The organism is uncultured Subdoligranulum sp., assembly GCF_937890665.1.
Map to the genome: position 1 here is coordinate 25478 of NZ_CALADU010000295.1, position 12374 is coordinate 37851.

Annotated in this window: 11 protein-coding genes; 8 read left to right on the forward strand and 3 right to left on the reverse strand. The window is 59.8% G+C overall.

Annotation, left to right across the window (positions count from 1 at the left end; all coding sequences use genetic code 11):
- Positions 1-277 precede the first annotated feature (277 nt).
- The 8 genes from Q0526_RS16980 (at position 278) to Q0526_RS17015 (ending at position 9003) form a co-directional block, all read left to right on the forward strand.
- Complete coding sequence (locus Q0526_RS16980; protein ID WP_298736258.1) at positions 278-1516, forward strand: ABC transporter substrate-binding protein; 1239 nt, start codon at positions 278-280, stop codon at positions 1514-1516.
- Positions 1517-1623: 107 nt separating this feature from the next.
- Positions 1624-2523, forward strand: a complete 900-nt coding sequence (locus Q0526_RS16985; protein ID WP_298736261.1) for a branched-chain amino acid ABC transporter permease — start codon at positions 1624-1626, stop codon at positions 2521-2523.
- Between the two features lie 3 nt (positions 2524-2526).
- Positions 2527-3555 (forward strand): branched-chain amino acid ABC transporter permease, encoded by a 1029-nt coding sequence (locus tag Q0526_RS16990; RefSeq protein WP_298736264.1) that lies wholly within the window; start codon positions 2527-2529, stop codon positions 3553-3555.
- Position 3556: 1 nt separating this feature from the next.
- Positions 3557-4342, forward strand: a complete 786-nt coding sequence (locus Q0526_RS16995; protein WP_298736267.1) for an ABC transporter ATP-binding protein — start codon at positions 3557-3559, stop codon at positions 4340-4342.
- A gap of 29 nt (positions 4343-4371) precedes the next feature.
- The gene (locus Q0526_RS17000; protein ID WP_298736277.1) at positions 4372-5082 is read left to right on the forward strand and encodes an ABC transporter ATP-binding protein; all 711 of its coding nucleotides are present in this window, start codon (positions 4372-4374) and stop codon (positions 5080-5082) included.
- Between the two features lie 15 nt (positions 5083-5097).
- The gene (locus tag Q0526_RS17005) at positions 5098-6408 is read left to right on the forward strand and encodes an amidohydrolase (protein WP_298736270.1); all 1311 of its coding nucleotides are present in this window, start codon (positions 5098-5100) and stop codon (positions 6406-6408) included.
- A 9-nt stretch (positions 6409-6417) separates the two neighbouring features.
- Entirely contained in the window at positions 6418-7719 is a 1302-nt protein-coding gene (locus Q0526_RS17010; protein WP_298736273.1) for an amidohydrolase, read from the forward strand.
- A gap of 6 nt (positions 7720-7725) precedes the next feature.
- Complete coding sequence (locus tag Q0526_RS17015) at positions 7726-9003, forward strand: L-serine ammonia-lyase, iron-sulfur-dependent, subunit alpha (RefSeq protein WP_366522135.1); 1278 nt, start codon at positions 7726-7728, stop codon at positions 9001-9003.
- A gap of 135 nt (positions 9004-9138) precedes the next feature.
- On the opposite strand, the gene Q0526_RS17020 is transcribed toward Q0526_RS17015, so the two are convergent.
- Genes Q0526_RS17020 through Q0526_RS17030 form a run of 3 tightly spaced genes read right to left on the reverse strand, consistent with a single transcriptional unit; the run spans position 9139 to position 12018 of the window.
- Positions 9139-9807: a PTS transporter subunit EIIC gene (locus Q0526_RS17020; RefSeq protein WP_298736275.1), complete on the reverse strand. Its 669-nt coding sequence runs from the start codon at positions 9805-9807 to the stop codon at positions 9139-9141.
- Positions 9726-10547 (reverse strand): PTS transporter subunit EIIB, encoded by an 822-nt coding sequence (locus tag Q0526_RS17025; RefSeq protein WP_298736276.1) that lies wholly within the window; start codon positions 10545-10547, stop codon positions 9726-9728. Before Q0526_RS17025 ends, Q0526_RS17020 begins: the two co-directional genes overlap by 82 nt.
- A 37-nt stretch (positions 10548-10584) precedes the next feature.
- Positions 10585-12018 (reverse strand): 6-phospho-beta-glucosidase, encoded by a 1434-nt coding sequence (locus Q0526_RS17030; RefSeq protein WP_298736282.1) that lies wholly within the window; start codon positions 12016-12018, stop codon positions 10585-10587.
- Positions 12019-12374: the final 356 nt, after the last annotated feature.

Here is a 12374-nt window from a genome sequence, read left to right on the forward strand (position 1 = left end):
CCTGCGAAAAATTTTTTGACAAATATGTCATATTGTAACATAGATGGTGGGGCTTGGCAATCTGAAAACGGCATGAAATTGTGCAAAACGTAAAAATACGGCGGAAAAGGTGAAAATAAACGTGAAAAACGTCAAACAAAGAGGAAAAGTCCACCATATCGTATTTTTGTCGCCTTGTAAAAAAATGGGGCAAACGGTAGACTAAAACTATCGAAAGTGCTCAGCCCACGACGGGCAGCACGAGAAGAAGAAAACACAAGAAAAAGGAGAAAGCAGTATGAAAAAGGCAATCGCATTGGGCCTGGCTCTGGCCATGGGCACCTCCCTGCTCGCCGCATGCGGGAGCACGGCATCTAGCACCGCCGATGCCGAAACCTCCACCAACGCCAGCTCCGAAACCGCAACCACCGAGACCACCGGCGACACGATCCGCATCGGCGGCATCACGGCGGTCACCGGCGACAAGGCCGAGATGGGTGAGAGCTTCTGGCGCTCCTGGCAGCTCGCCATCGAGAAGGTCAACGAGAACGGCGGCGTCCTGGGCAAGCAGGTCGAGCTGGTTCTGGAAGACTCCAAAGGCGACTCCAAGGAAGCGGTGGAGCTGACCAAGAAGATGGGCGATGATGAGAGTATCGTTGGTGTGCTTGGCCCCATGACCAGTTCCGAAGCCATCGCCTGTGCGCCTATTTTTGAGGAGTACACCATGGTGGAGCTTTCCCCCTGCGCTTCCAACAACCAGTACGCCCCCATGAGCGACTACGCTTTCACGGTGGCCGGCAAGATGGAAGCCGAGCAGCCCTACCTGGTGGAGCGCGGCGCCTATGAATACCTGAACGCCAAGTCCATCGGCGTCATCTGGTCCAACGATGACTGGGGCGCTTCCGCCTTTGAGTCCACCAAGGAAGGCTGCGAGGAATACGGCATCGAGATCACCGATGACGAGAGCTTTGTTTCTGGAGAAAAGGATTTCACCGCCATCCTGACCAAAATCCGCCAGACCAACCCCGAGTATCTGATGTTGGTAACGCAGGCCGCCGACGGTGCCCTGATCCTGAAACAGCTGGAGGCCATGGGCTGGGATATCCCGGTCATCGGCGCCGGCGCCATGTACTCCGATCAGGTGATCCTCCTTGCAGGTGAAGCAGCAGAAGGTTTAGTGATTTCGGCTGGATTTTTCCTCAGCGAAGAAGATGAAATCGCGTGGGACTACGCAACTAAATTCTACGAAGGCGCCGGGTTCTATCCTACCACTCATGGCCCTCTGTCCTATGACGCCGCGCTGCTGCTCTGCGCCGCCATCGAGAAAGCCGGCACCACCGACCGTCAGGCCGTGCGCGATGCCCTGGCCGGCATCACCGACGCCGACGTGCAGGCTCTGTGGGGCGATGTGCTCCTGGCCGGTCCCTACGAGTTCACCGAGGATGAGGACATCATCCGCGCCTACTGCCTGCTGAAAATTGTCGACGGCAAGTGGACCAAAGTCAGCGACTACTCCAAGTGCAGCAAGTTTGAATGATCGCTGTGTGCTGACACGGTAAAACGGCGGCCCCGTTTTCCCTCTCTCGGGGTGAACGGGGCCCCTTTTTTGCCCCGCATCGCAGCCTACCCAAAGGAGGTATTCCCATGTATGTGCTCCAGCAGCTCATCAACGGCCTGTCTCAGGGCAGCATCTATGCTCTGATGGCCATTGGCTACACGCTGATCGTCGGCGTCGTCGGTCTGATCACCTTCGCCTACGGCGAAATGGTCATGATCGGCGCCATGAGCGCCTACCTGTTCTACACCTATGTTACGCCTAACTTCTTCTTGGGCCTGTTGGTGGCCTTTATCTCTTCCGGCATTGCCGGCATCTTTATCCATAAGGTTGCCTATGAGCGCTTCCTCGACGCGCCGAAAAACATCGCCCTGCTCTGCACGGTAGGCTGCTCGCTGCTCATCAAGAACTTGGCACAGATCGCCTTTGGTTCGCAGGGCAACGCCATGCCCCCGGCTTTCGAGACCAAACCCTTCTACCTCTTCGGCACCGATTTGTACATCACCACCATCCATATGGTGGTTATCGCCATCGTGGTGGTGCTGGCCATCGGCCTGAGCATCTTCCTGTATAAGACCCGCGTGGGCCTGATGCTCCGCGCCGTCAGTCAGGACAAGATGGCAGCCAGTCTTGTGGCCATCAACGTCAAAAAGGTCACCCTCATCGGCAACATCGTAGGTACCGGTCTGGGCGGCATCGCCGGTCTGCTGTACGGCACCTACCTGACCAACGTTTCCACCGTGTTCGGCACCGTTGTCGGTCTGAAAGCCATCTCGGCCTGCGTGTTGGGCGGCATGACCAACATCCCCGGTGCCGCGCTGGGCGCCATGCTCATCGGCATTCTGGAAAACTTCGGTATTTCGCTGTTCACCTCCAGCTACCGCGATATCATCGGCTTCTTGGTCGTCTTTATCGCACTGTCGTTCCGCCCCGAGGGTCTGTTCGTCTTTGACTTCAGCAAGGGCATCAAACGGAAGGGAGGCAAATAATCTATGAGCAACCTCATCACCAAGGCCAAGACGTTTTACGCCGGCCATAAAAAACTGATGGTGGTCATCGGCATTCTGTTCTTGATTCTGCTGCCGCAGCTTACCACCAGCAACTATATCCGTGGTGTGTTGTCCCGCATCATCGTTTACGCCACCATCGCCAGCGGCCTGAACATCATCAACGGCTACTCCGGCCAAAGCTGTCTGGGTATCGTGGGCTTCACCTGTATCGGCGCTTACAGCGGCGCGCTGATGAGCACCGAATTGGGCCTGAGCTTTCTGCCCAGCCTGTTCTGCACGATGATCCTGTGTGCCATTGCCGGTTTCATCGTCTCCATTCCTACCCTTAAACTCAACGGCATGTTTTTGTCCATCATCACCTTGGGCTTCTCCGAGATGATGCGTTTGACCGCCCTCAACTGGCAGGATCTGACCAACGGCCCCTTAGGCATCAAGGGCATCCCCACCGTCACCGTCTTCGGCATGAAGGTGGAAGCCGGCGCCCCCTTCTACTATCTGGCGCTGGTGGTGCTGCTGCTGGTCATCTTCATCCTCAACCGTCTGCTCAATTCCCGCATCGGCCGTGCCTGGATCTCCATTCGTGAAGATCAGGACGCCGCCCGTTCCCTGGGCGTCAAGGTGTCCCACTACCGCTGCATCAACTTCATGACCGGCGCTATCATCTGCGGCACCATGGGTGTCTTCTTGGCTCACTACTACCGCTACGTCAGCCCCGATATGTTCACCTTGGACGAGGGCTTCAGCGTGCTGTCCATGTGTGTTGTCGGCGGTTCCGGCACCCTGCTGGGACCCATCGTGGGTGCGTTCGTCATCAACGGCATCACCGAGGGCTTCCGCTTTGCTTCCGAGTGGCGCATGGTCATGTACGCACTGCTCATCATCGTCATGATGTGGGTGCGTCCGCAGGGCCTCTTCGGCGCCAAGGACAGCGTCATCGCGGGCGATATCTCGTTGCCGCTGCCGGCATTCTTGCGCAAAAAAGAAAAGAAAGAGACAAAGGCGGTGCAGTGATATGGGAGTCATTCTGGAAACCAAAGCCGTTTGCAAATACTTCGGCGGCCTGAAAGCCGTCAATAACGTGGATATGAAGGTGAACGAAGGCCAGATCTTCGGCATCATCGGCCCCAACGGCGCGGGCAAGACCACCTTCTTCAATCTCTGCTCCGGCACCTACAACGTCACTTCCGGCCAGATCTTCTTTGAGGGCAAGGACATCACCAACCTGCCCCCCGAGGAAGTGGCCAAGAAAGGCATCGTGCGTACCTTCCAGAACATCAAACTGTTCAAGTACCTCTCGGTGCTGGAAAACGTCAAGGTAGGCTGCCACATCCACACCAAGACCAACGTGGCGGACGCGCTGCTGCACACCAAACGCTACAAGGACGACGAAGCCTATGCCACCCAGCAGGCCGCCAAGGTGCTGGAGGAAGTGGGCCTGACCGAGTACAAGGACTGGAAGGCCGGCAACCTGCCTTACGGCATGCAGCGCAAGGTAGAGATCGCCCGTGCGCTGGCCGCCAACCCCAAGATCCTGCTGTTGGACGAGCCCGCCGCCGGTATGAACCCCGCCGAGACCTGGAGCTTGTTGGAGTTTATCCAGCGCATCAACAAGAGCGGCCACACCATCGTGGTCATCGAACACGATATGAAGTTCGTCATGAACCTGTGCGACTACATCATGGTACTCAGCTTCGGCGAAAAGATCTGCGAAGGCACCCCTGACGTGGTCAAGAACGACAAGAAGGTGCAGGAGGCGTACTTTGGACGGGGTACGATCCAGAAGTCCAACGAACGCTGAGAGAGGAGAGAACAACAATGTCCGAAACGATGCTCAAGATCGACAACCTCGTGGTGGATTACGGCCATGTACACGCCCTGCGTGACATCAGCTTGGAAGTGGACCGCAACGAGATCGTCTGCCTGATCGGCTCTAACGGCGCTGGTAAGACCTCCACCCTGAGCGCGATCAGCAATATCATCAAAAAGACTTCCGGCCGCATTACCTTCAAAGGGCAGGACATCACCGATATGCGCGCCGCCGACATCGTGCGGCTGGGCATCAGCCATGTGCCGGAAGGCCGCCACGTCTTCCCCAAGATGACGGTGGGCGAAAACCTGATCCTCGGCACCATGGCGCTGCGCAAGGTATCCCGCAAGTTCTTGGACGAGCGCCGGGAGCAGATGTATGACCTGTTCCCCCGTTTGAAGGAACGTGTCAATCAGGCGGCGGGCACCCTGTCGGGCGGCGAACAGCAGATGCTGGCCATCGCCCGGGGCCTGATGTATGACCCCGACCTGATCATGCTGGACGAGCCTTCCTTGGGCTTGGCGCCCATCGTGGTGGAAGAGATCTTTGAACTGATCTGCACCATCCAGAAGCAGGGCAAGACCGTGCTGCTCATCGAGCAGAACGCCAACATGGCGCTGCAGATCGCCGACCGTGCCTACCTGCTGGAAAACGGCGTCATCGTCCAAAGCGGTACCGGTCAGGAACTGCACAACGACGACAGCATCCGCAAGGCTTACTTGGGCGGCTGAGAAAGGCGGCAGGCAATGGACGCAAGACAGTACAAGCAGGCCATTCTGCAAACGCTGGACGAGATAGGCGGCGAGGTGACCGCCTGCGCCGATACCATCCACGGCTATGCCGAACTCAGCGGCGAGGAAACCCGCTCTGCCGCGGCGCTGGAAGATCTGCTGGAACGCCACGGCTTTACGGTGGAACGGGGGCTGAAGGATCAGCCCACCGCCTTCCGGGCGGTATACGGCAGCGGGCCGGTGCGCATCGGCTATATGTGTGAGTACGATGCCTTGGCCACCCTGCAGCAGGACGATGTGCCCTACCAGCAGGGCAACGGCAACCCCGGTCATGGCTGCGGCCATAACCTGCTGGGCGCGGGCAGCGCCGCCGCCGGCATCCTGCTGGCCCGGCTCATCGATCAGGGCTTGCCCGCCACGGTGGTGGTCTACGGTACCCCTGCCGAGGAAACGCTGGCCGGCAAGACCATCATGGTCAACAACGGGTATTTCCGGGATGTGGATGTGGTGCTGGGATGGCACCCCCACAACCACAGTGAACCCGGCGAGATCAAACACAAGGCGGCTGCTGCCTTTACCATGACCTTCCATGGCCGGGCGGCCCATGCATGCAACTGCCCCGAAAACGGGCGCAGTGCGCTGGATGCCGCTGAGCTGACCAATGTGGGGGTCAACTATCTGCGGGAACACGTAGGGCGGGACTGCTATATGCACTACTGCTACCTCAACGGCGGCGAACGGCCCAACATCGTGCCGGACTATGCCAAGCTGTGGTACATGGTGCGGGCCTGTACCTACGCCGAGATGAAAGAGGTGGAGCGCCGGGTCAAGCGGATCGCAGAGGGGGCGTGCCGCATGACCGACACCACCGTGGAGTTTGAAACGCTGGGCGATACCCATGACAATCGTCTGAACTTTGCGCTGAGCCGCCTCGTCTATGAGGCGATGACCGAGATCGGCGAACCCCAGTTCACCGAAGAGGAGATCGCCTACACCCGCGAGATCGCCCAGCATGCAGGGGTTGCCGGCTTTACCGGCGACTTTGACGCCCACATCGTGCCGGCTGACCGTACCATCAAGATCGACAACGGTTCCACCGACTTGGCGGATGTCAGTCAGGTGGTGCCCACCATCAATATGTTCGCGGCCTGCTTTGCGGCCAACACCCCCATGCATACATGGGTGGTCACCGCACAGGCCTGCCGTCCGTCGGCCCACCGGGGCATGCGGTTTGCGGCGGCGTCCTTGGCTTTGGCCGGGGCGCGGCTGGTGGCCGAACCCGAAAGTCTGGCGGCGGTGCGTGCGGAATTTGAAACGGAAAGGTGATTACTGGCTATGACACAGCAGCAAAAGATTGAAACTTGGCTGGAAGCCCACGCAGCGGAGTTTGCCGCTTGCGCGGACCGGATCCACGACATGGCGGAGCTCAGCGGGGAAGAACACCGCTCGGCTGCCGAGCTGGCGGATCTGCTGGAACGCCACGGTTTCACGGTGGAGCGGGGCCTGAAGACCCAGCCCACCGCTTTCCGGGCGGTGTACGGCAATGGGCCGGTGCGCATCGGCTATATGTGCGAGTATGACGCGCTGGCCTCGCTGCAGCAGGACGATGTGCCCTACCAGCAGGGCAACGGCGGCCCCGGCCACGGCTGCGGCCACAATCTGCTGGGCGCGGGCAGCGCGGCCGCCGGCATTGCGCTGGCCCAGTTGGTGGACGAAGGCCTGCCCGCCACGGTGGTGGTCTACGGCACCCCTGCCGAGGAGACGCTGGCCGGCAAGACCATCATGATCGAAAACGGCTACTTCCGGGATGTGGACGTCTGTCTGGCGTGGCATCCCTTGGACCACAACGACCCCGGCGAGGTCAAGTTCAAAGCCGCCGAGGCACTGACCATGACCTTCCACGGCCGGGCAGCCCATGCCTGCAACTGCCCCGAAAACGGCCGCAGCGCGCTGGATGCTGCCGAATTGACCAACATCGGCGTAAATTATTTGCGGGAACATGTGGACAAAGACTGCTATATGCATTATTGTTATACTAATGGCGGCGACCGGCCCAACATTGTGCCGGAGTATGCCCAGCTGTGGTATATGGTGCGGGCCTACACCTTCGCCCAGATGAAGGAGCTGGAGACCCGGGTCAAGCATGTGGCGGAAGGCGCCTGCATGATGACCGACACCACGGTGGAGTTCAAGATCTTGGGGGAAAACCACGACAGCAAGCTGAACTTCACGCTGGCTTCGCTGGCCCATGACTGCATGGAGGCCATCGGCGCGCCCAAGTTCACCGAGGAAGAGAAAGCCTATGCCCGTGAGGTGGCCAAGGCCATCAACCTGCCCGGTGTGGTGGGCGAACTGGACGAGAGCATCCTGCCGGTGGACGGCACCGTCAAGAAGGACAATGGTTCCAGCGACGTGGCGGATGTAAGCCAGATCGTGCCGGTGGTGAACATCAACACCGCCTGCTACGGCCGCAAAACGCCCAACCATACTTGGGCCGTCACGGTACAGGCCGACAAACCGGCGGCTCACCGCGGCATGATCTTTGCGGCCAAGACGCTGGCGCTGATGGGCGCCCGTCTGGCCACCGAACCCGACCTGCTGGCGGCGGTGCGCGCAGAATTTGAAAAAGCGGAGTAATAGAGCATGTTGGAGCAAAAAATCTACGATACCTATACCGAGCTGCTGCACAGTGAGCTCATCACGGCCATGGGCTGTACCGAGCCCATCGCCATTGCCTACGCCGGCGCCTTGGCCCGGCGGGTCTTGGGCCAAGAGCCGGAGCATCTGCATCTGGCGTGCAGCGGCAACATTGTCAAAAATGTCAAAGGCGTGACGGTGCCCAACTCGGGCGGACGCCGGGGCATCGAGATCGCGGCCCTGTTGGGCGTCTGCGGCGGGGATGCCCAGCGCCGTCTGGCGGTGCTGGAAAGCGTCACCGACGAGACCCGCGCCCGGGCGGTGGAACTGCTGGAAGCGGGCATCTGCGAGACCAGCCTCATCGAAGGCACCGACAATCTGGTGGTGCAGGTGACGGCCCGGTCCGGCGAGGACGAGGCCTTTGTGGAGATCCGCACCACCCACACCAACGTGACCCGGATGGAGCACAACGGCGAGAACCTGCTGGAAGGGGAACAGGCACAGGAGGTCTGTGCCCCGGCCCCGGACAAAAAGCTGCTCAACGTGCGGGACATTTTGGCCTACGGCGAAACGGTGGACTTGGCCCGGGTACAGGACGTGCTGGAAAACCAGATCCAGTGCAACCGCGAGATCTCCCGCACCGGTCTGTCCGGTCACTATGGCGCCGAGGTAGGCGCCACGCTGCGCAGCATGTTCCAAGAAGGCCCCTTTGAGATGCGGGCCGCCGCGGCGGCCGCCGCAGGCAGCGACGCCCGGATGAACGGCTGCCCGCTGCCGGTGGTCATCAACTCGGGCAGCGGCAATCAAGGCCTGACCGTCACCATGCCGGTGCTGCTCTACGCCGAGGAAAACGGCGTAAGCCACGAAAAACTGCTGCGGGCGCTGGCCATTGCCAACCTGATGAGCATTCACCAAAAGCGGTTTATCGGCAGCCTGTCTGCCTACTGCGGGGCCACCAGTGCCGCCTGTGCGGCGTCGGTGGGCGTCTGCTGGATGCAGGGCGGCAGCTACGAGCAGATCTGCGGCGTCATCACCAACACGCTGGCCACCTTGGGCGGCATGTGGTGCGACGGTGCCAAGTCCAGTTGTGCCTCCAAGATCGCGGCGGCCGTCTACACCGGCCTGCTCAGCGTGCGGATGAGCATGAACGGCCATCACTTTGAGCAGGGCGAAGGCATCGTCACCGAGAGCGTGGAAAAGACCATCGAGGACGTGGGGTACATCGCCCGGGAAGGCATGAAGGAGACCGATCTGGAGATCCTGCGCCTGATGCTGAAAAACTGACAACCAACCTCCCCAATAGAACCGGACCGCAGCCCCGCATAGGGCGGCGGTCCGGTTTTGTTTCCCCAATATAAAAAGGAGGCAGGCCCCAGATGGGGTCTGCCTCCTGCCGCAATAGAGAAATGTGGGAAAACGTTAGTTGGTCTCGCCGGTCTCGGAGGAATCCAGCTTGCCCTGCTTGGCCCAGACGCTGTAAAGGACGAAGCAGACCACGAAGGAAACCACCATGGCGATGACGGTACCGATGCAGGCATTGAAGAAGTTGGTCATGCTGTCGCCGCCCACGTAGGCCGGCAGCACCAGCAATCCGGGAGAGCCGGAAGCGTAGCGGGCTACACCGGTGATGCCCAGATACAGGCCGCCCACGCCGCCGCCAATCATCGCAGAGATCAGGGGGTAGATGAATTTCAGGTTGACACCGTAGAGTACCGGCTCGGTGATGCCCAGCACACCGGTCAGACCGGCAGAAGCAGCCAACTGCTTGGTGGTCTTGTTGCGGGTGCGCAGCGCCACAGCCAGACCGGCAGCACCCTGTGCCACGTTGGAAGCCAGCATGCCGGGGCCGACCACGGTATCAAAGCCCATGGTAGCCAAGTTGTTGGTGCCAATGGGGATCAGGCCGTAGTGGGTGCCGGTCATGACCAGCAGCGGGTTGAAGATGCCCACGAGGGTGGGAACCAGCCAGCCGGCGGTGGCGGTCAGCCAGGTGAAGAAGGCGGCGATCAGGTCACCGATCCAGATGCCGATGGGGCCCAGCACCACCACGGTGACGGTACCGGCCACCACAATGCTGGCCAGCGGCACCGAGAAGAACTTGATGGCCTGAGGAGAGAGATCTTCTGGACGAAATGTTCCACGATGGACATGAACCAGACACCCAGCAGAATGGGCACCACCGAGGAGCTGTACGAAGCCTGAGTGACAGGCAGGCCGAAGAGGTGGACGGCTTCCTCGCCGCCCATCAGGGTGACGAAGGAGGGGTAGACCAGAATGCCGCCCAAGGCCATGGCTACGTACTGGTTGCACTTAAAGCTCTTGGCAGCGGAAGCGCCCAGCAGCAGCGGCAGGAAGTAGAACGCCGCATCCGCAAAGGCGTTCAGGATGGTGTAGGTCTGGGTGGAGTTGTCCAGCCAACCCAGCGCCACAAACAGGGCCATAAAAGCCTTCAGCAAACCGGCGCCGGTGATGGCGGGGATGATGGGCTGGAAGATGCTGGCGATGGCCTCCAAGATCTTGCTCAGGCGGGAACGGTTGTCCTCCTTGGCAGCCTTGGGGTCCTCCACCGCGGCGGCGCTCTCAAAGCCGCCCAGCGCCACGATCTCTTGGTAGACGGCGGGTACGTCGGGGCCGATGACCACCTGATACTGGCCGCCCGCATTGATGACCGACAGCACGCCTTGGGTCTTTTTCAGCACATCGGTCTGGGCTTTGGTGTCATCCTTCAAGGTAAAGCGCAGCCGGGTGGCGCAGTGTACCACCTTGTCCACGTTTTCCTTGCCGCCCACATTGTCCAGAATGGTGGCTGCAAGCTGTTTGAAATTCATGAAATGTTTCCTCCTTTTATAGTACGGCGGGGTCTGCTCAGGTCAGGTCGGCGCCGTTGGTTTCGATGACTTTTTTGTACCAGTAGTAGCTGTCCTTTTTGCTGCGGGCCAGCGTGCCGGTACCGTCGTTGTTTTTGTCCACATAGATCATGCCGTACCGCTTTTTCATCTCACCGGTAGAAGCGCTCACCAGATCGATGCAGCCCCAGCAGGTGTAGCCCAGCAGGGGGATGCCGTCCAGATTCACCGCCTCCAGCATGGCCTGAATGTGGGCCCGCATGTAGTCGATACGGTAGGGGTCGTGGATGGACCCGTCGGCCTCCACCGTGTCGGCGGCGCCCAGACCATTCTCCACGATGAACAGCGGCTTGCCGTACCGGTCGTAGAGGGTGTTCATCGTCAGGCGTAGTCCCTGCGGGTCGATCTGCCAGCCCCATTCGCTGGATTTTAAGTAGGGGTTCACCACGGCTTTTACCACCGCGTTGCCCCGGGCTTTGTTTTTCAGCACCTCGGGGTCCGCCGAAATGCACCGGCTGGAATAGTAGCTGAAGCTGACGAAGTCCACCACGCCGCTGCGCAGCACTTCCTCGTCGTCGGGCTCCATCTGCAGCACCACACCGGCCTGCTCCATCCGCTTTTTGGCCCACACCGGGTAGGCGCCCCGGGCCTGTACGTCGATGAAGAAGTAGTTGTCCCGGTCACATTCCATGGCCTTGTAGACATCGGCGGGGTCGCAGGTGTAGGGGTAATACTGCCCGGCGGCCAGCATGCAGCCTACCTTGGCCCCCGGCATCATCTGGTGGGCCAACTGCACAGCCTTGGCGCTGGCGATCAGTTCGTGGTGGGCGGCCTGATACTGGACCTGCGTCCGGTTCTCGCCCTCCTCAAAGACCAGCCCCGCGCCCATGAAGGGCATGTGCAGCAGCATGTTGATCTCGTTGAAGGTCAGCCAGTAGTGGACCAGATCGCCGTAGTTCTCAAACAACATACGGCAGTATTTCAGGAAGGCGTCCACCATCCGGCGGTCCTTCCAGCCGCCGTACTTCTGGATCAGCGCGATGGGGGTGTCGAAGTGGCAGATCGTCACCAGCGGCTCGATGCCGTATTTACGGCACTCCTCAAACAGGCTGCGGTAGAAAGCCACCCCGGCGGCGTTGGGGGTATCGTCGTCACCGTTGGGCAAGATCCGCGTCCACGCAATGGACAGACGGTAGCACTTGAACCCCATGCCCGCCATCAGGGCAATGTCCTCTTTATAATGGTGGTACATATCAATGGCTTCGTGGGCGGGGTAGGTGTGGTCGGCATCGCAGGCCAGCATCTTCATCTCACCCCGGGCTACCTTCATCCGGTCGGGACCAAAGGGCACCACATCCACGCTGGACAGTCCCCGGCCGTCCACATTGTAGGCGCCTTCGCACTGGTTGGCGGCGGTGGCGCCGCCCCACAAAAAGCCTTCCGGCATTTGCATCGGCATGTTCTCTCCTTTCTCTTGGTAAAGCCGCCGAACTTCCTAAAAATTCGGCGGCCGACTTTCTGTTTTGTAGTATAATTGACGGTGCTGCAAAAGAAAAGACCCTTGCCGCGAACAGGAACCGGTGTTTCAAAAAGTTGACCGCCTGCCCCCGCCGGTGAAACAAAGCTGTCAACCAAACAAAAGAAAAGTAGCTTTTTTGTGGGTTTTGCACAAAACAGGAGGGGTGCCTTGACGGTCCTTAAAAGGGGACGGTATAATAACAAAAAAGGCCGGGCGACCGCCGGCCACTAGGATTTTTTACAGAAAGATTAACTATTAAAAGTCAACCCCGAAAATGAATGGTGGTGGTG

What these genes read in the sequence shown, in the direction of transcription:
- Q0526_RS16990 (WP_298736264.1), top strand. Translation starts at nt 2,527, where the DNA reads ATGAGCAACCTCATCACCAAGGCCAAGACGTTTTACGCCGGCCATAAA.
- Q0526_RS17025 (WP_298736276.1), bottom strand. Translation starts at nt 10,547, where the DNA reads ATGAATTTCAAACAGCTTGCAGCCACCATTCTGGACAATGTGGGCGGC.
- Q0526_RS16985 (WP_298736261.1), top strand. Translation starts at nt 1,624, where the DNA reads ATGTATGTGCTCCAGCAGCTCATCAACGGCCTGTCTCAGGGCAGCATC.
- Q0526_RS17030 (WP_298736282.1), bottom strand. Translation starts at nt 12,018, where the DNA reads ATGCAAATGCCGGAAGGCTTTTTGTGGGGCGGCGCCACCGCCGCCAAC.
- Q0526_RS17000 (WP_298736277.1), top strand. Translation starts at nt 4,372, where the DNA reads ATGCTCAAGATCGACAACCTCGTGGTGGATTACGGCCATGTACACGCC.
- Q0526_RS16995 (WP_298736267.1), top strand. Translation starts at nt 3,557, where the DNA reads ATGGGAGTCATTCTGGAAACCAAAGCCGTTTGCAAATACTTCGGCGGC.
- Q0526_RS16980 (WP_298736258.1), top strand. Translation starts at nt 278, where the DNA reads ATGAAAAAGGCAATCGCATTGGGCCTGGCTCTGGCCATGGGCACCTCC.
- Q0526_RS17005 (WP_298736270.1), top strand. Translation starts at nt 5,098, where the DNA reads ATGGACGCAAGACAGTACAAGCAGGCCATTCTGCAAACGCTGGACGAG.
- Q0526_RS17015 (WP_366522135.1), top strand. Translation starts at nt 7,726, where the DNA reads ATGTTGGAGCAAAAAATCTACGATACCTATACCGAGCTGCTGCACAGT.
- Q0526_RS17010 (WP_298736273.1), top strand. Translation starts at nt 6,418, where the DNA reads ATGACACAGCAGCAAAAGATTGAAACTTGGCTGGAAGCCCACGCAGCG.